19 protein-coding genes are annotated in these 19,387 nt (G+C 62.2%); 15 read left to right on the plus strand and 4 right to left on the minus strand.

Features of this window, described 5'->3' with window-relative positions:
- Positions 1-113: 113 nt before the first annotated feature.
- Positions 114-257 (minus strand): hypothetical protein, encoded by a 144-nt coding sequence (locus CO657_RS36990; protein WP_156339785.1) that lies wholly within the window; start codon positions 255-257, stop codon positions 114-116.
- On the opposite strand from CO657_RS36990, the gene CO657_RS34245 reads away from it, so the two are divergent.
- Complete coding sequence (locus CO657_RS34245) at positions 257-778, plus strand: RNA polymerase sigma factor (protein WP_054183579.1); 522 nt, start codon at positions 257-259, stop codon at positions 776-778. The genes CO657_RS36990 and CO657_RS34245 overlap by 1 nt on opposite strands.
- Positions 775-2,877, plus strand: coding sequence for a vWA domain-containing protein (locus tag CO657_RS34250; protein WP_054183580.1), 2,103 nt, complete (start codon positions 775-777; stop codon positions 2,875-2,877). The genes CO657_RS34245 and CO657_RS34250 overlap by 4 nt, the downstream gene beginning before the upstream one ends.
- Positions 2,878-3,130: 253 nt before the next feature.
- On the opposite strand, the gene CO657_RS34255 is transcribed toward CO657_RS34250, so the two are convergent.
- A complete protein-coding gene (locus CO657_RS34255) occupies positions 3,131-4,057 on the minus strand; it encodes an SMP-30/gluconolactonase/LRE family protein (RefSeq protein ID WP_054183581.1) in 927 nt (308 codons plus the stop codon).
- Between the two features lie 181 nt (positions 4,058-4,238).
- On the opposite strand from CO657_RS34255, the gene CO657_RS34260 reads away from it, so the two are divergent.
- Entirely contained in the window at positions 4,239-5,309 is a 1,071-nt protein-coding gene (locus tag CO657_RS34260) for a LacI family DNA-binding transcriptional regulator (protein ID WP_054183582.1), read from the plus strand.
- 11 nt (positions 5,310-5,320) lie between these two features.
- Here CO657_RS34260 and CO657_RS34265 read toward each other — a convergent pair whose 3' ends face one another.
- Together CO657_RS34265 and CO657_RS34270 are read right to left on the minus strand one after the other, a co-directional pair.
- Positions 5,321-6,352: an L-idonate 5-dehydrogenase gene (locus tag CO657_RS34265; protein ID WP_054183583.1), complete on the minus strand. Its 1,032-nt coding sequence runs from the start codon at positions 6,350-6,352 to the stop codon at positions 5,321-5,323.
- Positions 6,353-6,362: 10 nt separating this feature from the next.
- Positions 6,363-7,304 carry a 2-hydroxyacid dehydrogenase gene (locus tag CO657_RS34270; protein WP_054183584.1) on the minus strand — a complete coding sequence of 314 codons (942 nt, stop codon included), beginning with the start codon at positions 7,302-7,304 and terminating at the stop codon, positions 6,363-6,365.
- A 135-nt stretch (positions 7,305-7,439) separates the two neighbouring features.
- On the opposite strand from CO657_RS34270, the gene CO657_RS34275 reads away from it, so the two are divergent.
- The 12 genes from CO657_RS34275 to CO657_RS34330 all read left to right on the plus strand — a co-directional run bounded on the left by CO657_RS34275 (position 7,440) and on the right by CO657_RS34330 (position 19,377).
- Positions 7,440-8,204, plus strand: a complete 765-nt coding sequence (locus CO657_RS34275) for an SDR family oxidoreductase (protein ID WP_054183585.1) — start codon at positions 7,440-7,442, stop codon at positions 8,202-8,204.
- Between the two features lie 13 nt (positions 8,205-8,217).
- On the plus strand, positions 8,218-8,772 hold the full coding sequence (locus tag CO657_RS34280) for a gluconokinase (protein WP_054183586.1): 555 nt from the start codon (positions 8,218-8,220) through the stop codon (positions 8,770-8,772).
- Positions 8,762-9,655 (plus strand): NAD(P)-dependent oxidoreductase, encoded by an 894-nt coding sequence (locus tag CO657_RS34285; RefSeq protein WP_054183587.1) that lies wholly within the window; start codon positions 8,762-8,764, stop codon positions 9,653-9,655. The genes CO657_RS34280 and CO657_RS34285 overlap by 11 nt, the downstream gene beginning before the upstream one ends.
- Before the next feature lie 105 nt (positions 9,656-9,760).
- Positions 9,761-11,257, plus strand: coding sequence for a sugar ABC transporter ATP-binding protein (locus CO657_RS34290; protein ID WP_054183588.1), 1,497 nt, complete (start codon positions 9,761-9,763; stop codon positions 11,255-11,257).
- Positions 11,258-11,275: 18 nt separating this feature from the next.
- Complete coding sequence (locus CO657_RS34295) at positions 11,276-12,316, plus strand: ABC transporter permease (RefSeq protein WP_054183589.1); 1,041 nt, start codon at positions 11,276-11,278, stop codon at positions 12,314-12,316.
- 49 nt (positions 12,317-12,365) lie between these two features.
- Positions 12,366-13,463 (plus strand): ABC transporter substrate-binding protein, encoded by a 1,098-nt coding sequence (locus CO657_RS34300; RefSeq protein WP_054183590.1) that lies wholly within the window; start codon positions 12,366-12,368, stop codon positions 13,461-13,463.
- An 88-nt stretch (positions 13,464-13,551) separates the two neighbouring features.
- Entirely contained in the window at positions 13,552-13,890 is a 339-nt protein-coding gene (locus CO657_RS34305; RefSeq protein ID WP_054183591.1) for a hypothetical protein, read from the plus strand.
- Between the two features lie 267 nt (positions 13,891-14,157).
- Positions 14,158-15,183 carry an ABC transporter substrate-binding protein gene (locus tag CO657_RS34310; RefSeq protein WP_054183678.1) on the plus strand — a complete coding sequence of 342 codons (1,026 nt, stop codon included), beginning with the start codon at positions 14,158-14,160 and terminating at the stop codon, positions 15,181-15,183.
- 34 nt (positions 15,184-15,217) lie between these two features.
- Entirely contained in the window at positions 15,218-16,117 is a 900-nt protein-coding gene (locus CO657_RS34315; protein WP_054183592.1) for an ABC transporter permease, read from the plus strand.
- Positions 16,093-16,842, plus strand: a complete 750-nt coding sequence (locus CO657_RS34320) for an ABC transporter ATP-binding protein (protein WP_054183593.1) — start codon at positions 16,093-16,095, stop codon at positions 16,840-16,842. Before CO657_RS34315 ends, CO657_RS34320 begins: the two co-directional genes overlap by 25 nt.
- Before the next feature lie 38 nt (positions 16,843-16,880).
- The gene (locus tag CO657_RS34325; protein ID WP_054183594.1) at positions 16,881-18,248 is read left to right on the plus strand and encodes an LLM class flavin-dependent oxidoreductase; all 1,368 of its coding nucleotides are present in this window, start codon (positions 16,881-16,883) and stop codon (positions 18,246-18,248) included.
- A 58-nt stretch (positions 18,249-18,306) separates the two neighbouring features.
- Entirely contained in the window at positions 18,307-19,377 is a 1,071-nt protein-coding gene (locus CO657_RS34330; protein WP_054183595.1) for an LLM class flavin-dependent oxidoreductase, read from the plus strand.
- Positions 19,378-19,387: the final 10 nt, after the last annotated feature.

Genomic DNA, 19,387 nt, shown 5'->3' on the forward strand with positions numbered 1-19,387 from the left:
CCTTTCGATTTTGGACATGCGGATCATGCCCTTGGCCGACTCTGCGTCCATCATGCCCCTTTGCGGCGGAGGCAATCTGTCTGGCCGCGACCCGTGGATGTCGCGATGCTTTCTTATTTTGATCCTGCATTCAGGGCTTTGCCGCTTTTTTCAAAAAGATCCGCTATTTTTTCGCGGACGACCCAAGGAAAGCCATCCGAGAAACGTCTCAATCCTGAAATAGCATCTTGCTTGATAGCTTGGGGGTAGGTGCGCATTGGATGCGGAGCTCATAGAACGAGCACAGCGCGGCGACAGGGAGGCCTTTGGGCAACTGGTCTCGCGCCATTATGATTTCATCCGCGCGACGGCGTGGCGATGGTCGGGCAGTTCCACGGATGCGGACGATATCGCCCAGGAGGTCTGCGTCAAAATCGGCGCCGCCATCCGCGGCTTTCGCGGCGCCAGCCGCTTCAGGACATGGCTTTATACGATGACGCTGAACGCCGCCCGCGATCACAGGCGCAAACGCGCACGAGAGGAGCAGACGTTCCGCGCCTATGCTGCCGAACCGCAGGCGGACGCGCCGGGCGGAGACGACGAGATGTCGAGCGCATTATGGGCGGCCGTGCGCGCTTTGCCGGAACGGCAATGCGACGCCGTGCTGCTCGTCTATGGCGAAGGCCTCAGCCATTCGGCGGCCGCCGATGTCATGGGCTGCTCGGAGGCGACCGTCTCCTGGCAGGTCCACGAGGCGCGCAAGCGGCTGAAGGCAATGCTCGGTAAGGAAGAGGTATGATGGACAAGGAACTCGAAAAACTCGCCCGCCTCACCCCGCCGGTAGCCGATCCACAGGCGCGGGCGCGCGCGCTTGCGGCGGCGATGCAGGCCTTCGACAGCACGGAAAATAATGCAGCGGCAGCCCAAGGAAATACCAAAGGCTGGCGTCCAAGCTCCATCATCAACTGGATATGGAGCCCTGCTGTGAACAAGAAATTCCTCGCCGGTTCAGCCCTTGCGACGCTGCTCGTCATTCCCGCTGCCGGCTATCTCACCCTCGAACTGGCCCGCAACCAACCGATCGTCGACCGGGAGAAGATCGCCGGCACCGTTTCGAAAAATGAACAGCCGAAACCGTCCCAACCTCGGCTTTCCGAAGCGCCGGCCGAAGAGAATCGGCCGGCTCAATCGTCGGCGGCTGATAGCGCTCAAATCTTGCAGGACAAGGAGCCTCAGGCGGCAAAGTCCGCTGCGGAGTTGCGCGCTGAATTCGATGCCGGCGAGATCGCCGGTCTTAAGAACAAATCGGATGAATCCGCGGCGGCCCTTAGCATGGCCAAACGTGCTGCGCCGGCTGCTCCTGGCGTGGTTGCTCAAGGCCAGCTACTGGCTGAACCGATGGCCGCCGTTGCCCCCTCGCCTGTTCCGCCGGCGGATGGACGTGCTCAGCTCCAGCTCGACCCCGGTCGCGAGCGCTTTGCCAATGCCGCGGCAAATCCGATCAAAAGTGTCGCGGCCGATCCGGTTTCTACCTTCTCCGCCGATGTCGACAGCGCTTCCTATTCCTTCGTCCGCCGGTCGCTCACCGGCGGGGCGATGCCGGATCCGCAATCGGTTCGCGTCGAGGAGATGATCAATTATTTCCCCTATGACTGGCCGGGTCCCGAGACGGCCGATCAGCCCTTCAAGGCGACCGTGACGGTGATGCCGACCCCATGGAATCACGACACGGAACTGATGCATGTGGCGATCAAGGGTTATGACATCGCGCCGGCGACCGCGCCGCACGCCAATCTCGTCTTTCTGATCGACGTCTCGGGCTCGATGGACGAACCGGACAAGCTGCCGCTGCTGAAGAGCGCCTTCCGGCTGCTGGTCAACAGGCTGAAGGCCGACGATACCGTGTCGATCGTCACTTATGCCGGCAATGCCGGCACGGTGCTCGAGCCGACGCGGGTGGCGGAGAAAGCGAAGATCCTGTCGGCGATCGACAGGCTGGAGGCTGGAGGCTCGACCGGCGGTGCCGAGGGTATCGAGGCGGCCTACGATCTTGCCAAAAAGGCCTTCGTCAAGGACGGCGTCAACCGGGTGATGCTGGCGACGGACGGCGACTTCAATGTCGGCCCGTCGAGCGACGAGGATCTGAAACGCATCATCGAGGAGAAACGCAAGGATGGCATCTTCCTGACCGTTCTCGGCTTCGGCCGCGGCAATCTCAACGATTCCCTGATGCAGACGCTCGCCCAGAACGGCAATGGCAGCGCCGCCTATATCGACACCCTGGCAGAGGCGCAGAAGGCGCTGGTCGAAGAGGCCGGATCGACGCTGTTTCCGATCGCCAAGGACGTCAAGTTCCAGGTGGAGTTCAATCCGGAACGGATCGCCGAATACCGGCTGATCGGATACGAGACGCGCTCTCTCAAACGCGAGGATTTCAACAATGACCATGTCGATGCTGGCGATATCGGCTCCGGCCACAGCGTCACAGCGATCTACGAGATCACGCCCAAGGGCAGCCCCGCGGTCATGAACGATGACCTGCGTTACGGCGCAGCCGACAAGGCGCCGGCCGAGGCATCGGGCAGCGCGCATCACGGCGAGCTCGCCTTCGTCAAGATGCGTTACAAGCGGCCGGGCGAAGACAAGAGCGCCCTGATCACCACGCCGGTCGGTGACGGCAACGCGGTCGCCACTATCGATGCCGCGCCTGAGGACGTTCGCTTCTCGGTGGCCGTCGCCGCCTTCGGCCAGAAATTGAGCCGCACCAGCGCCCTCGATGCCTATCCCTATCAGGCGATCGCCGATCTCGCTGCGGCATCGCGGGGAACGGATGCCTTCGGCTACAGGTCGGATTTCCTCGGTCTCGTCAGATTGGCTGACAGTCTCAGCCAACGATAGGGAAGAAGCGCCCGTGCGCTGGTAAAAGGCAGGCCGCCTGAAAAGGCGGCCTCAGGCTTGCGGGCAAACCACTGCAAAACCCGCGACGCCATCCTCGGCCTTGTGCCGAGGATCTACGCCAGCGCAATTAAGTCATTGAAAATAAATGTTTTCCTGTCAAGCAATTATTGTAGTCAGATGCTCGGCACAAGGCCGAGCATGACGGAGGAGAGTTTGTCGACAAACTTAGGCCGCCTGAAAGGCGGCTCAGCGATTATCCCGGCCTTGAGCCATTGGCCGTGAGATAGACGGCATAGAGCGACGTGGTGGCGGTAATGAAGAGGCGATTCCGTTTCTCGCCGCCGAAAGCCACATTGGAGACGATCTCGGGAATATGGATCTTGCCGAGCAGCGTGCCATCCGGATCGTAGGCGTGCACACCGTCGCCGGCGCTCGTCCAGATCCTTCCCTTCCGGTCGAGGCGGAAGCCGTCGAAAAAGCCTGCGGTGCATTCGGCAAAGATGCCGAGGTCGCTCAGCTTTCCATCGCCGGATACGGCAAGCTTTCGAATATGACGTGGGCCGCCGGGCAGATGCGTTCCGCCTGTATCGGCGATATAGAGTACCGTTTCGTCGGGGGAGAAAGCCAGGCCGTTCGGCTTGACGAAATCGGAAGCCACCCGGTCGGTTACGCCTGTCGCCGGATCATACCGGTAGACATGGCATCCGCCGATTTCCTCTTCGCCGTAGTCGCCCTCATAATCGTGAAGGATGCCGTAGCTCGGGTCGGTGAACCAGATCGTCCCGTCGGATTTGACGGCGACGTCGTTGGGAGAATTGAGCCGCTTGCCCGCAACGCGATCGGCCTGCACGGTGATCCCGCCGTCGAAATCAGTCCGCGTGACACGGCGCGTCAGATGCTCGCAGGTGACCAGCCGTCCCTGATTGTCGACCGTGTTGCCGTTGGAGTTGTCGCTGGGCGAGCGGAAGACCGATGTCTGCCCGCTGGTGTCGTCGTAGCGCATCATGCGATTATTGGGGATATCCGAGAAGACCAGGTAGCGCCCGGCTGCAAACCAGGCCGGTCCCTCCAGCCAGCGGCCGCCCGTCCAAAGCCGCTCGACGCGGGCATGGCCGACGAAGCAGCTTTCAAAGCGCGGGTCGAGAACCTCGAACCCCGTACCCTCGATTTCCCCGAACATGATGCCTCCTCGTCTCAAATTGTTATCGATACCATTCTGCCCTGCTTCGCGGCCTTCGTACAGAGATCGATGGACTGTGGAACGCAGCATTCCAGTAATAATATTGATTGTGCGATGATAGCGATAACTTTATCCTATCCGGAGTTGCCAACTCGGATAGCTGTTTTAAGGGCGGAGACCAGTGAAAAACGAGGATGAGCCAAAAGACAAGCGTCTCAAGGGAGGAGACGCCCAAAAGCTGACGATGGCTGAGGTCGCCAAATATGTCGGCGTATCGGCCATGACCGTTTCGCGCGCCTTTCGCCAGGATGCGAGCGTTTCCGAAGAGACGCGCAAGCGCATCATGGAAGCGGTCGATGCGCTCGGTTACGTGCTCGACCTTTCCGCCGGCAGCCTTTCCTCGCGGCGCAGCGGCTTCATTGCGGCGCTGGTGCCCTCCATCAACAATTCGAATTTTTCCGACACCGCGCGCGGCATCACCGACGCGCTGGAGAATACCGGCCTTCAGCTTCTGCTCGGTTATACCGACTATGCCGCTGAGAAGGAGGAAAAGCTGATCGAGGCGATGCTGCGCCGGCGTCCCGAGGGCATCATCCTGACAGGCGGCTCGCATACCGACCGGGCGCGGCGCATGCTTGATAAGGCCGGCATTCCCGTGGTTGAAACCTGGGAAATTCCGGAGGAGCCGATCAATCATGTCGTCGGCTTTTCCAACAGCGAGGCGATGTCGCTGCTGGTGCGGACGCTAGCCAGCCAGGGCTATCAAAGGTTCGGCTATATCGGCGGCACGACGGCGCGCGATACGCGCGGCAGCCAGCGGCGCAGCGGTTTCCTGAAGACGGTCGAAGAACTGGGCCTGGGACCGGGCCGGGCAATTTCCTTCGGCGTGCCGCCGATCACCATGGAGCAGGGCGGCCAGGCAATCGTCAGTCTGTTGGAGCGCTGGCCGGACACGGAAGTCGTTCTCTGCGTCTCCGACCTGTCCGCCTTCGGCGCGATCATGGAATGCAAGCGCAGGGGAATGCGCGTGCCTGAAGATATCGCCATTGCCGGTTTCGGCGATTACGAGATCTCGTCGATCTGTCATCCCAGCATCACCACGATCAATGTCGACTGTTACGGCATCGGCCGCCAGGCCGCCGTCCGCCTGCTGGATGCCCTGCAGGGCAGCGGCGAGGCGACCGGCGACGAAATCACATTGACCGGCTACAGGGTCGTGCTGCGCGAAAGCACGGATCGAAGCGCCCGATAATCCGTGCCTTGTCAGAAGGCGATCTGGACTTTCATCGACTTGCTGCGGTCGCTTGCCAGTTCAAAGGCGGCGACGGCCTCGTCGATCTTAAAGACACCTGTCAGCAGCGGTTTCAGATCGACGCGGCGCGCATTGATCAGCTCGACGGCAAGCGCAAATTCCTCGTGAAAGCGGAATGTCCCGCGCATCTCGATTTCCTTGGCGACGATCATGTTCTGCGGGATGGAGACATCGCCGCCGAGACCGAGCTGCACGAGAACGGCGCGGGGCTTCAGCGCCTCCAGACCGGCGCGCACCGCCCGCTCATTGCCCGATGCTTCGAACATGACGTCGAAATAGCCCTTGTCGGCGCCGTAGGCGGCCAGGTCGGCGGCATGCGTGGCAACATTGATCGTTCGATCCGCGCCGCTGGTGCGGGCAATCGCCAGAACGCTATCGGTCACATCGGTCGCGACGATTTCGCGGGCGCCGAGAACGCGCGCCGCAACGATCGCCAGCATGCCGATCGGGCCGCAGCCGGTGACGAGCACTCGTTTGCCCAGCAGCGATCCGGCGCGGCTGGCGGCATGCAATGTCACGGCAAAGGGTTCGGCGAAGGCCGCTTCGTGAATGGAGATGCCGTCGGCAACCTTGTGGCATTGCCAGCGCTCCGCCACCAGCCGCTGGCGAAAGCCGCCTTGAATATGCGGCATCGGCATGGCGCTGCCGTAAAACCGCATGTTGAGGCAGTGGTTCTGCTGTCCCTTCAGGCAATATTGGCAATGATTGCACGGCCGGCTCGGGGACACCGCAACGCGGTCTCCGATGGCAAGATCGCTCACACCCGCACCCAGCGCCTTGACCGTGCCGGCGATTTCGTGGCCGAGGATCATCGGCTCGCGCAGGCGAACGGTGCCGAAGCCGCCGTGATTGTAATAATGCAGGTCGGAGCCGCAAATGCCGCCGGCTTCGATGGCAATTTCCACCTGCCCCTCGCCCGCAACCTCCGGCTCGTGCTCCTCGATCCTGAGATCCTTGGCGGCATGAATGACGATGGCTTTCATATCGAAACCCTCACACGACGGGAGTTGGAAGCGGGTTGCCGGCAAAATGCGCGGCGAGATTGTCTCTGACCAGCTGGCCCATGGCCTTGCGGGTTTCGACGGTACCGGAGCCATGATGGGGCTGCAACACCACGTTTTGAAGCGTCAGGAAACGCGCATCAATCTTCGGTTCGTTGAGGAAGACGTCGAGGCCGGCGGCCTGGATGGTGCCGTTCTGAAGGGCTGCGATCAGCGCCTCTTCGTCGACGGTCGTCCCGCGCGAAACATTGATCAACATGCCGTTACGACCGAGCGCTCTCAGCACCTCGGCATTGATGATTTTCATCGTCGCCTGCCCGCCGGGGACGATGACGATCAGGAAATCGGCCCAATCGGCAAGCGCCACCAGGTCCGGCTGGTAAGCATAAGGAACATCCGTGTGCTCGTTGCGGGCGAAGTAAGCGATATCGCAGCCGAAAGCGGCAGCCCGCCTGGCGATCGCCTTGCCGATCCGCCCCATGCCGGCGAGTCCGACCTTCTTGCCGGCGACGCGCGTTACCAGCGGCATGGCGACATTGCCCCACTGGCCGGCGCGGACGAAAACATCGGCCTGCGGAATCTGCCGCGCCGTGGCAATCAGCAGTCCGATGGCGATATCGGCGACATCCTCGGTCAGAACGTCGGGTGTATTGGTGACGCGAATGCCGTTGGCGCGGGCATAGGAGAGGTCGATGGCATCGGTGCCGACGCCATAACAGGAGACGATCTCGAGCTTCGGCAATTGTTTCATCAGTTCGGCGGAGGCGCCGAGTTCGCCACGCGTCGCAATGGCGCGAACATTCTTGCCGACCCTTGCAATCAGTTCCTGCTTATCGGCCGCTTCCCACAGGCGGTGAATACGATACTTCGCCTCCAGATCGACCATATCCCATTCCGGATAGGCTCCGGCCATCAAGATCTCTAGCTCAGGCATTCCATCTCCGTCCCGCATTTTGACAGTTGATTATGTTATCGATAACATATAATTCGAAAAAGCGATGTCAAGTGAGTTTCACCTGAAGTGGCGGTATAAGCCGTCATTCGCAGCGACACCGGAGGAGTTATTTGCATGAAGAACCTGTTTGATCTGACCGGGCAGCTTGCCCTGATCACTGGCTCGAGCCAGGGGATCGGATATGCGCTGGCCGAGGGCCTGGCGCAGCATGGCGCCGAGGTCGTCATCAACGGCCGCACGCCCGAAAGCGTCAAACGTGCCGTCGAGAGCCTCAAGGCGCACGGACTGTCTGCCCATGCGGCCATCTTCGACGTAACCAGCAAGGACGCCGCCAAAGCGGGGATCGATGCGATCGAGGCCGATATCGGCCCGCTCGACATCCTGATCAACAATGCCGGCATGCAGTTTCGCACGCCGCTGGAAGATTTTCCGGCGGACAAATGGGAACTGCTGCTGACCACCAATATTTCGAGCGTGTTTTACGTCGGCCAGGCAGCCGCCAAAGCCATGATCGCCCGCGGCCAGGGCAAGATCATCAATATTGCTTCCGTGCAGAGTGAACTCGCCCGCCCGGGCATTGCCCCCTATACGGCAACCAAAGGCGCAGTGCGCAATCTGACGCGCGGCATGTGCGCCGACTGGGCCAAGCACGGCCTGCAGATCAACGCGATCGCGCCGGGTTATTTCAAGACGCCGCTCAACCAGGCGCTCGTCGACAATCCCGAATTCTCGTCCTGGCTTGAGAAGAGGACGCCGGCCGGGCGCTGGGGCAATGTTGAGGAACTGGTGGGGGCCGCCGTTTTCCTCTCGGGCCGCGGATCCTCTTTCATCAACGGCCATACGCTTTATGTCGATGGCGGCATCACGACCTGCCTCTGACAGGAACGCGACGATGGAACTCGAGAAAGAAGCGCTGCCTTTGGCCGTCGTGGTCATGGGCGTGAGCGGTTGCGGCAAATCCTCGGTCGGAGCGGGTATCGCCGCTCGAAATAGCATGCCGTTTTTGGAGGGCGACCAACTCCACCCGGCTCGCAATGTCGAGAAGATGGCGAAAGGCATACCGCTTACCGACGCCGACCGCCTGCCCTGGCTCGACCGGATCGGCGAGGAAATTAAGACCGCGCAACAGGCGTCGCAGGGATTGGTGATTTCCTGTTCGGCGCTGAAGAGGACCTATCGGGACAGGCTGCGTCAGGCGGCGGGCGGGCGCCTGGCCTTCGTTTTCCTGGAGGGGACGCGCGATCTGCTGCTCTCGCGGATGCAGGCCCGGCAGGGCCACTTCATGCCGGCGTCGCTACTCGACAGTCAGCTGCAGACGCTGGAGTCGCCGACAGGTGAAGCCGGGGTGGTAACGGTGGCGATCGATATGGCTTTGGATGATATGGTGGCGCTGGCTTGTGAGGGGCTGAGAAGTGCGGCCGTCAAGGGAGGTTTCCATGCAGGATGATTATAGAGCAGATGTCGCCGTCATCGGCGCCGGCATCATGGGAACGGCGATCGTCACTCGGCTGATCGAAACCGGCCACAAAGTCTCGGTCTTCGATCTCGATGCCGAAAAGGTCGCGGCATTGGCGGCCAAAGGCGCGTACGCGGCGAACTCCGCGGCGAGTGCCGTCTCGGCGTCGGAATTCTGCATTCTCAGCCTCAATCACGCCAGCATCGTGCGCGCCGTCGTCTTCGGCGAAAGGGGTATTGCGGCGGCGGCCAGCGCCGGCAAGCTGCTGATCGACATGTCCTCCATCGACCCCGCCGAGACGGCCGACATGGCGAAGCGGCTGCGTGCGGACACCGGCATGGCATGGGTGGATTGCCCGCTTTCGGGCGGCGTGCCCGGTGCGCTCGGCGGAAAACTCACGATCATGGCCGGCGGCAGCCCCGAGGATTTCGAGCGGGCGCGCGTGGTGATGCGGCATCTTGCCGCCAATTATACGCTGATGGGCGCCTCCGGCGCCGGGCAGACCACCAAGCTGATCAATCAGCTGTTCTGCGCCGTGCTGTTCCAGGCGGTCGCCGAAGCCGTCAAGCTGGCGGAAGCCGGCGGCGTCGATCCCGCCGCAATTCCGGCAGCCCTTGCCGGCGGCAGGGCGGACAGCCGGATATTGCAGGAATTCATGGCGAAATTCGCCGCCCGGGATTTCTCGCCGACAGGGCGGATCGACAATATGCTGAAGGACCTGGATTCGCTCCAGGCCTTTGCGCTGAAGACCAAGACGCCGCTGCCGATGACCGGCGCGGTGGTGGAGATTCACCGCCTGCTTTGCTCCGCCGGCCTTGGGCCGAAGGACTCCGCCGAGATGATGCATCTCCTCGACGGATTTCGCGCCGACTGACGTCATCTCGCGGGGTTGGGGATCGTCACTTTCCGCTTGACTATCGAACGATGTTATCGATAACATCTTTCCATAAGAACAGCTGCAGCTTTGGGAGGAGCCACAGTGGAAGCCAAGAGACTGCTGGAGTTCCAATCGATCACCAAGAGCTTCGGCGGCACGCAGGCGCTGCGTGATGTGTCGATCGATCTGCGCGAGGGCGAGATCCTGGCGCTGCTGGGTGAAAACGGCGCCGGGAAATCGACGCTGATCAAGACGCTTGCCGGCATCTACAAGCCGGATAATGGCGACATTCTTTTTCGCGGCCAGAGCTACCATCATCGTCCGCCGAAACCGAACGAGCGGCAGCCGGTTGCCTTCATCCACCAGGATCTCGGTTTGATCGAGTGGATGACGGTCGGCGAGAATATGGGCCTGTCGCAGGGCTTCTCGATGCGCGGCGGCCTGATCGATTGGAACAGGACGCAGGCGCGCGCCAGGGAAGCCTTGAAACTGGTCGGCTGCGACTTCGATCCGACGACGCGGGTCTCGGCCCTGTCGCGCACCGAAAAATCGCTTGTCGCCATTGCTCGCGCACTTGCCGTCGAGGCCGACGTTCTGGTGCTCGACGAGCCGACCGCGAGCCTTCCCGCCGACGAAGTCGATCGGCTGTTCAATGCGATCCGCCCCCTGAAGGAGCGGGGCGTCGGCATGATCTACGTTTCCCACAGGCTGGACGAGATTTTCCGCATCGCCGATCGCGTCGCCGTGCTGCGCGACGGATGCATGGTGGGACAGAAGCCCGTCAGCGAGACCACGCCCGACGAACTGGTGACGATGATCATCGGCCGCAGCGGCGACAGTCTCTTCTCCAAAAGCCAGATCAAGCCCGGCAAGGCGATCGTTGAGGTTCGCGACTTGGTCTGCGCCGGCACAAGCCCGATTTCCTTCGATATAAGAGAGGGTGAGCTGCTTGGACTGGTGGGACTGCGCGGCGCCGGCCAGGAACGGATCGGCCGGGCGCTATTCGGCTGCGAGCCTTTCAATGGCTCGGTTCTGCTGCGTGGTCAGGTGCCGGATCTTTCCAGCCCGCGGCAGGCCATGGCGTCAGGCATCGGATTGATCGCCCGTGACCGGACGGAGGAATCCGTTGCGCTCTCGCTTTCCATTCGGGAAAACACCTACCTCAATCCAGGCGCCGTCGGTCGCGGACTTTTCTCCTTTCTGTCGCCGCGCGGCGAAGCCGATCTTGCCCATGCGATCGGCCATACCGTCGGCCTCAGGCCGAACGATCCGGATCTGCCGGTGGAGGCGCTGTCGGGCGGCAACCAGCAGAAAGTGGTCGTCGGCCGCTGGCTGGCCACCGGCCGCAAGCTGCTGGTCGCCGAAGATCCGACAGCCGGCGTCGACATCGGCGCGCGCGCCGAGATCTACCGCCTGATCACCCAGGCACTGGAAGCCGGTCTCGCGGTCGTCGTCGTCTCGACGGATTTCGAGGAAATCGCCCATATCTGCCACCGCGCGCTGGTTTTCTCGCGGGGCAAAATCGTCAGCGAACTGACTGGAAACGCTCTGACGACGGAGGCGGTCATAACGGCAGCATCTGCGTCGGAAGCGGCTTGAGCCATCGGGAGAACAGCCATGCAATCCATTGAATCCACCGCGCTGGAGCCGACCAAGAGCGAAATGGCCGGCCTGTCCACAGGCCAGAAGATCGGCCGCCTGATCCCTGTTTACGGGCTGGTGATCCTGACCCTCGGCCTGATCGTGATCTTCTCGATCCTTCTGCCGGATACGTTTCCGACCGTGCTGAACGTCCGCTCGATCGTCTCCGACAAGGCGATCATCGCCCTTCTGTCGCTGGCCGCGATGATCCCGATGGCATCGGGCCGCATCGATCTGACCGTCGGCTACGGCATCGTGCTCTGGCATATCCTCGCCATCAGCCTGCAGACCGCCTACGGCCTGCCCTGGCCGGTCGCCGTCCTCATCGTACTTGCGCTCGGCGTCCTCACCGGTTTCATCAACGGCCTGCTGGTCGAGGTCGCCAAGATCGACAGCTTCATCGCCACGCTCGGCACCGGCACGGTTCTTTACGCGCTTGCCCTTTGGCACACCGGCGGGCGGCAGGTGGTCGGTGTCCTGCCTGAAGGTTTTTATGCGCTGAACGGCACCATGCTGTTCGGCCTGCCGATCACCGGCTTCTACGTGCTCTTGATCGCCATCTGCATGTGGATCGTGCTCGAATATCTGCCGATCGGCCGTTATCTCTACGCGATCGGCGCCAATCCCAAGGCTGCGGCCCTCAACGGCATTCCGGTCCGCAAGTTCGTGATCGGCGCATTCGTCACCTCCGGCCTGCTGGCTGCTCTGACCGGGGTCCTTCTCGCCTCGAAGCTGCGCATCGGCCAGGCGAGCGTCGGTCTTGAATATCTGCTGCCGGCGCTGGTCGGCGCATTTCTCGGATCGACGACGATCAAGCCGGGCCGGGTGAACGTCTGGGGCACTTTGATCGGCGTCATCATTCTGGCGGTCGGTATATCGGGAATTCAGCAATTCGGCGGGTCGTTCTTCGTCGAACCGCTGTTCAACGGCGTAACCCTGCTGATTGCCATCGGCATTGCAGGTTATGCCCAGCGCAAGCGCGGAGCTGTGAGGAGGATCACACCCGCATCCAAATGAGGATGTCGGCTCACCGGCATTCCACAACAAACAAAATGGAGGAGTGAACATGAAGCGCAGGACTTTATTGCAGGCAACGGTCGCAACCGTCGCCGTTATGCTCAGCATGCCGGCACTGGCCGATTCCATGGCCGACGCCAAGGCCGTGGTCGACAAATATGCGTCCAAGGTGAGCGCCTGGGATGGCCCGACGAGCGGCCCCAAGGGCGCTAGCGGAAAGAACATCGTCATTCTTGCCGGCGATATGAAGAACGGCGGCATTCTCGGCGTGGTCAACGGCGTTGAGGAAGCGGCAGGCGCTCTGGGCTGGACGGTGAAGGCGCTTGACGGCGCCGGCTCGATCGGCGGACGGACGGCTGCCTTCGGCCAGGCCATGGCGCTGAAGCCCGACGGCATCATCATCAACGGCTTCGACGCGGTCGAGCAGAAGCCGGCGATGGAAGCGGCAAAGGCAGCCGGCATTCCGATGGTTTCCTGGCACGCCGCCTCGGCCGTCGGTCCGGTTCCCGAAGTCGGCGTTTTCGCCAACGTCACCACCGATGCGATGGAAGTCTCGAAATCCGCGGCGGATTGGGCTTTCGTCGATGCCGGCGGCAAGCCTGGAGTCATCATCTTCACCGACTCGACCTATGCAATTGCGATTGCCAAGGCCGACCGCATGAAGAAGGAGATCGAGGATCTCGGCGGAACCGTGCTCGAATATGTCGACACGCCGATCGCCGAAACCTCCCAGCGCATGCCGCAGCTGACCACCTCGCTGCTGCAGAAGTATGGCGCCAAGTGGACGCATTCGCTGGCGATCAACGACCTCTATTACGACTTCATGGGACCGTCGCTTGCCTCAGCCGGCATTGCCGGCGACGGGAAGCCGGTGAACGTCGCAGCTGGCGACGGTTCGGAGAGCGCCTATCAGCGTATCCGCGCCAAGCAGTTCCAGGCGGTCACGGTCGCCGAACCGCTCAACCTCCAGGGCTGGCAGCTCGTCGACGAGCTGAACCGCGCTTTCGCCGGTGCCCCGTGGTCGGGCTATGTGTCGCCGCTGCATGTGGTGACCAGCGCGAACGTCGAGTTCGACGGCGGACCGAAGAACAGCTTCGATCCCGATAACGGCTACCGCGATCAATATAAGAAAATCTGGGGCAAATAAGCCTCCAATCAGGGCGTATCGATCGATACGCCCTCCCCTCCCCGCATCACATCGATCCGGCTCCGGCGAGTTTTGGAAAAGAGAACCTATGATCATTCGTTATGCTTTGTTTGAAGGCGAAATCCATCCCGGCAGAGAAGAGGAATTCCGCGCCTTTGTCAGAGAGCGGCTCGTTCCTCTCTGGACGAAATTTCCAGGCGCCGAGGAAGTTCGGGTCTTGGACGGGATGGAGCGCGACGAAGGCGCCCCGGTCTATGCCATGGCCCTGGCGATCCGTTATCCCGATATGGATGCGGTGAGCGCAGCGCTAAACTCCGATGTGCGCTTCGAGAGCCGTGAGGTCACCGGCGAGCTGCTGCAGCTCTTTACCGGGAAGGTGCATCATCACGTATTCCGGGCCAACGAATACCCGCCGGCTGCTGCCTGACGTCAGCGACTGACATCTGCCGGCTCCTAGACAAGATCGAAGACTGAACCGACCACAAGGCGCCTGCGGCAAATGCTCAGGCGCCTTTTTGCGTCTGGGCATCGGCAATCCTCGGGGTGCCCATCGGTCCGGCGGGCCTGCGCTTTGGGACAGTTTTTTATCAGGGGCGCGATTATTGAATTAAATAGTCTATAGATTTAGTGGATAATGTTCCATCTTACCGTGCATCGTTCCTGCAATCAGCAATCCGAAACGGGAAGATCGATGATGACATTGGCAAAGACATTCAAAATCGCATTGTTCAGTCTGCTTGGCTTCGGCGCCATTCACAATCCGGCCGCAGCCCAGGCGGACGCTCCCCTCCTTGCCAAAGTGCCGCCGGGCACCGTGCTGACGATCGGCGATCCGGTCACGCAGAAGGCGCTCGAAGTGTCCGGCCTCGACAAGGAGCTCACTTTCGAAGTGAAATGGGCCAATATCAGCGGCGGGCCGCAGACGTCGGAAGCTTTTCGCGCTCATGCGCTCGATGTCGGTTCGGTGGCCGAGATCCCCTCGATCTTCGCCAACTGGAACAACCTGCCGGTCCGCAACATCGCCTATCGCGAACGCCGCGACCCGATCGCCAATCCGATCTACCGCTTCGGCATCGCACCCGGCGCCGACGTCAAGACGCTCGCGGATTTTCGCGGCAAGCGCATCGCGTTCAGCCCCAGTCAGGCTCAGGGCACTCTCGTCTTGCGCGCGCTTCACGCCGCCGGTCTGAAGAGTAGCGACGTCTCTCTCGTGGAATTGCCGAGCACCGGCGATGTCTATCCGAAGGCCCTGGCGAGCAAACAGGTCGACATCGCACCGCTCGGCACCGTCTATATCAGGCGCTACATCACGCAATACGGGCCGGATGGCGCGACGCTTATCGAGCATGGCCTGCGCGATGATCCCGGCCATCTTTATGCGCCGCAATGGGTTTTGGACGATCCCGCCAAGGCGGCCGCCCTCGCCGAATATGTCGGCCTGTGGGCGCGCGCTACCGAATGGGTGAACCGCAACCCGGACCTCTGGATCACGGAATATTACGTCGGTCAGCAGGGACTCAGCCAGGAAGACGGGGAATATCTCGTCAAGATGACCGGGGAGCAGATCGTTCCCTCCGATTGGAGCGACGTTAAGAAGCGTCATCAGGAAACGATCAACCTGCTGGCGGACGAGCTCGGCAACAAGCCGTTCGACGTCGAGCGGATTTTCGACAATCGCTTCGAAAAGCTGGGTGCGGCGGCTTTGGCCAAGGGCCTGTAACTTTCCCCATTCCATTCAGGAGGAGATTTCAAGCATGGCAACCATTTGGGATGCAGATGAGGCGAAACTGTCCCTGAGGTCAGGCGGCAAAATTGCGCCGGCGGGCTTACGCGCGGCAAGGCCGGTTGGTCTTCTCGGCTCTGCCGGCCCGCGCGCCCGGCGCAGGCTGGGTCCCGGCCCGGCGATACCTTTCGGGCTGCAGATCGGGCCGGCATTGCTGGTATTGGCCTGGGTCGTCGGCTCGGCGCTCGGATGGATTGACCCGCGTGTCCTGTCGGCTCCGTGGACGGTCGTCGAGGCTTTCGCACGGCTCTTGGAGCAGGGCCGCCTGCAGGACAATCTCCTGACGTCGGCGACGCGCGCTTTGGTCGGCCTCAGCATCGGCCTGCTGATCGGCACGGTCCTGGCTGTGATCGCCGGTCTTTCCCGGATCGGCGAAGCGCTGATCGACGGCCCGGTCCAGATCAAGCGGGCGATACCGACGCTCGCCCTGATCCCCTTGCTGATCCTGTGGTTCGGCATCGGCGAGAGCATGAAGGTCACGACCATCGTGCTTGCCGTTATCGTGCCGATCTACATCCACACGCACAATGCGCTGCGCAGCATCGACAGTCGCTATGTCGAACTGGCCGAGACGCTGCGCATGAGCCAGAAGGACTTCATCCTCCAGGTGGTGCTGCCGGGCGCTTTACCCGGTTTCCTCCTGGGGCTGCGCTTCGCCGTCACCCTCTGCTGGGTTTCTCTTGTCGTCGTCGAGCAGATCAACGCCACCAGCGGGCTCGGCTACATGATCGATCTTGCCCGCAATTATGGGCAGACCGACGTCATCCTCGTCGGCCTCGTGGTCTATGTGCTGCTGGGTCTCGTCTCGGACGGCCTCGTCCGTCTCATCGAACGGAGGGCCCTCTCATGGCGCCGCACCCTGGCAAACTGAAGCCCGAAGCCAACGCCGTCCATGTCCGAAACCTCGTCCGCCGATTTTCGGCAAAGACGATTCTCGACGGCATCGACCTCGATATAGTGGAGGGCGAATTCGTTGCCCTGCTCGGCCGCAGCGGCTCCGGCAAAAGCACGTTCCTGCGCGCCCTCGCCGGCCTCGATCACGGTGTTGAGGGAAGCGGCACCCTTGAGACGCCGGAAAGGCTTTCGGTGGTTTTCCAGGATGCCCGGCTGCTGCCATGGCGCAGCGTCATCCAGAACGTCACGCTCGGCCTGCCCGGCGCCTCCGGCCAGGAAGGCGGCAGGAAGGCTTTGGCGGAGGTAGGACTTGAAGGGCGGGAAACCGCGTGGCCGAACCAGCTTTCCGGCGGCGAACAGCAGAGAGTCGCCCTTGCCCGCTCCCTGGTGCGCGAACCGGCTTTGCTTCTCGCCGATGAACCCTTCGGCGCGCTCGACGCGCTGACCCGGCTGAAAATGCACGACTTGCTGCGGGAATTGTGCGCACGGCACCGTCCTGCCGTGCTGCTCGTTACCCACGACGTCGACGAGGCGATTTCGCTGGCCGACCGGATACTGGTCCTCGACGAAGGCCGGCTGATCGAGGATCTCTGGATCGATCTGCCGACGCCGCGCGATCATGGCGATCCGCGCTTTGCAGAGTTCCGAAGCCATCTTCTCGGCCGGCTCGGGGTCGACGTCCCGGGCCGCAAGGCAGCGTGACATCCACCGACAGCGCAATTTGAATTGGGGATAAGCCAATGAGCACATCGAAAAGGCAAATGCGGCTCGGCGCATTCATCATGGCGACGGGCCATCATATCGCCGCCTGGCGTCATCCGGATGCGCAAGCCGACGCAGGACTCAATATCGATCACTACCGGCAGCTTGCGCAGACCGCCGAACGCGGGAAATTCGATCTCGTCTTCGTCGCGGATAGCCCGGCGGGGTGGGAGCGCGCCAAGGATCTGGAGGCGTTTCGCCGCACCGCCCAGGGCGCGCATTTCGAGCCGCTGACCCTCTGGGCCGCCCTCTCGCAGGCGACCGAACATATCGGCTTCGTCGCCACGGCATCGACGACCTATGAGGACCCCTATCTTCTCGCCCGCAGATTTGCCTCGCTGGATTATATCTCCAAGGGGCGTGCGGCGTGGAACGTCGTCACGACGGGCGCCGACGTTTCGAAGAACTTTTCGATTGCAGGCCATCCCGCCCATGCCGATCGCTATGAGCGGGCCGAGGAATTCGTCGATCTAGTGAAGGGATTGTGGGATTCCTACGAGGACGATGCCTTCATCCGCGACAAGGAAAGCGGGGTCTATCTCGATCCCGACAAGGTGCATCTCGTCAATCACAAGGGGAAGTTCTTCTCGGTGGCGGGTCCGCTCAATGTCGGCCGCCCCGTTCAGGGCTATCCCGTCATCGTGCAGGCGGGCGCATCGGAACCGGGACGCGAACTTGCCGCCCGCACCGCCGAGATGATCTTTACCGCCAATCAGACGCTCGACGATGCCCAGGAATTCTATTCCGACGTCAAGGGGCGGCTTGCCCGCTACGGGCGGCGGCCGGACGACCTGTTGATCAGTCCCGGCATATTCCCCGTTCTCGGCGGAACCGAAGCGGAGGCTCAGGCGAATTACGACTATATCCAGTCCCTCGTTCACCCCTCCATCGCCTGGAACATCCTTGCCCGCCACTATAAGGGTGTAGATCTTTCCGGCTATTCGCTTGATGATCCCGCCCCTCCCCTGCCGGGAGATACCGAACTCAACAAAAGCCGCCTGAAGCTGGTTTCCGACCTGGTTTCGCGCAATCATCTGACGCTGCGCCAATTCTATCTCGCGGTCGCCACCGCGCGCGGCCATCGCACCGTCATCGGAACGCCCGAGCAGATCGCCGATGCGATGCAGATCTGGTTCGAGAATGGCGCCGCCGACGCCTTCAACATCATGCCGCCGATCCTGCCCACGGCTCTCACCGATTTCGTCGATCAGGTCGTGCCGATCCTGCGCAAGCGCGGCCTGTTCCGGCACGAATATGAAGGCACAACGCTGCGGGAGAATCTCGGCCTCGGGCGCCCGCCGAACGGCTTTGCGCTTCGGGGGCAGGACGTGCAGGCGGCCGTATGATCTGTCGGCTCGATTTTCCTTTGGCTCCCTTTCCAACCACACAGAACCGCAGCATCGCATGAGCAATCATTCCGAATTTCTCTGGTATATTCCGAACGACATCAGAGCCGGCCATCGCGGCGATTCCGCCGTCGACAACCACAACAGCCTGGAAACGCTGACCAGCCACGCAAAGGCGCTGGAGGAGCATGGCTGGAAGGGCGCGCTCATCGGCACCGGTTGGGGCCGTCCCGACACTTTTACCGTCGCGGCCTCGCTCGCCGCGCGGACCACCACCTTCGAGCCGCTGATTGCGATCCGTCCGGGTTATTGGCGGCCGGCGAACTTCGCTTCCGCAGCGGCGACGCTCGACCATCTGACGGGCGGCCGGGTGCGGATCAACATCGTCTCGGGCAAGGACAACCTGCCCGCCTATGGCGACAGCGAGGGCGATCAGGCGCATCGTTATGGCAGGACCAAGGAATTCATGCGGCTGGTCCGCAGGCTGTGGACCGAAGAAAACGTCACCTCTACAGGCGACCATTTCCGGGTCGCCGAATCCACCGTGGTGCCGCGCATCGAGGTTCGCGGCAACCGCCGGCATCCGAAGTTCTATTTCGGCGGCGCCTCGGAAGCGGCCGAACGGGTGGCGGCAACCGAGGCCGATGTCCAGCTTTTCTGGGGCGAGCCGCTCGAGGGCGTCCGCGAGCGGATCGGACGGCTCAAGGGGCTGAGCCGGGCGCTCGACCGCGACCTCCCGCCGCTGGAATTCGGGCTGCGGATAACGACGCTGGTCCGCGACACGACAGAACAAGCCTGGGCCGACGCCGAGGCGAAGGTCGCCGAGATGGCTAGGAGCAACGGCACCGGCTGGCACGATCACCAGCGCGTGCTTGCCGTCGGCCAGCAGCGGCTGCTTGCTCTTTACGAGCGTGGCGATGTTCTCGACGACAATCTCTATACCGCGCCGGGCAAATTCGGCGGCGGCGGCGCCGGCACCACCTGGCTGGTCGGGTCGGCGGCGGATGTGGCGCGGTCGCTGCGCAAATATCAGGATCTCGGGATCACACATTTCGTGTTGTCCGACACGCCCTATCTCTCCGAGATCAAGCGGCAGGGCGATCAGCTTCTGCCGCTGCTGCGCGGCTGAAGCCGGAGGC

The sequence above is a fragment of the Rhizobium acidisoli genome, assembly GCF_002531755.2.
Lineage (GTDB): Bacteria > Pseudomonadota > Alphaproteobacteria > Rhizobiales > Rhizobiaceae > Rhizobium > Rhizobium acidisoli.

Excerpts from the sequence above, each read along its gene's own strand:
- CO657_RS34315 (WP_054183592.1), top strand. The coding sequence starts at position 15,218 with ATGGCAACCATTTGGGATGCAGATGAGGCGAAACTGTCCCTGAGGTCA.
- CO657_RS34330 (WP_054183595.1), top strand. The coding sequence starts at position 18,307 with ATGAGCAATCATTCCGAATTTCTCTGGTATATTCCGAACGACATCAGA.
- CO657_RS34295 (WP_054183589.1), top strand. The coding sequence starts at position 11,276 with ATGCAATCCATTGAATCCACCGCGCTGGAGCCGACCAAGAGCGAAATG.
- CO657_RS34305 (WP_054183591.1), top strand. The coding sequence starts at position 13,552 with ATGATCATTCGTTATGCTTTGTTTGAAGGCGAAATCCATCCCGGCAGA.
- CO657_RS34265 (WP_054183583.1), bottom strand. The coding sequence starts at position 6,352 with ATGAAAGCCATCGTCATTCATGCCGCCAAGGATCTCAGGATCGAGGAG.
- CO657_RS34300 (WP_054183590.1), top strand. The coding sequence starts at position 12,366 with ATGAAGCGCAGGACTTTATTGCAGGCAACGGTCGCAACCGTCGCCGTT.
- CO657_RS34325 (WP_054183594.1), top strand. The coding sequence starts at position 16,881 with ATGAGCACATCGAAAAGGCAAATGCGGCTCGGCGCATTCATCATGGCG.
- CO657_RS36990 (WP_156339785.1), bottom strand. The coding sequence starts at position 257 with ATGCGCACCTACCCCCAAGCTATCAAGCAAGATGCTATTTCAGGATTG.
- CO657_RS34280 (WP_054183586.1), top strand. The coding sequence starts at position 8,218 with ATGGAACTCGAGAAAGAAGCGCTGCCTTTGGCCGTCGTGGTCATGGGC.
- CO657_RS34270 (WP_054183584.1), bottom strand. The coding sequence starts at position 7,304 with ATGCCTGAGCTAGAGATCTTGATGGCCGGAGCCTATCCGGAATGGGAT.
- CO657_RS34255 (WP_054183581.1), bottom strand. The coding sequence starts at position 4,057 with ATGTTCGGGGAAATCGAGGGTACGGGGTTCGAGGTTCTCGACCCGCGC.
- CO657_RS34310 (WP_054183678.1), top strand. The coding sequence starts at position 14,158 with ATGACATTGGCAAAGACATTCAAAATCGCATTGTTCAGTCTGCTTGGC.
- CO657_RS34320 (WP_054183593.1), top strand. The coding sequence starts at position 16,093 with ATGGCGCCGCACCCTGGCAAACTGAAGCCCGAAGCCAACGCCGTCCAT.
- CO657_RS34250 (WP_054183580.1), top strand. The coding sequence starts at position 775 with ATGATGGACAAGGAACTCGAAAAACTCGCCCGCCTCACCCCGCCGGTA.
- CO657_RS34275 (WP_054183585.1), top strand. The coding sequence starts at position 7,440 with ATGAAGAACCTGTTTGATCTGACCGGGCAGCTTGCCCTGATCACTGGC.
- CO657_RS34285 (WP_054183587.1), top strand. The coding sequence starts at position 8,762 with ATGCAGGATGATTATAGAGCAGATGTCGCCGTCATCGGCGCCGGCATC.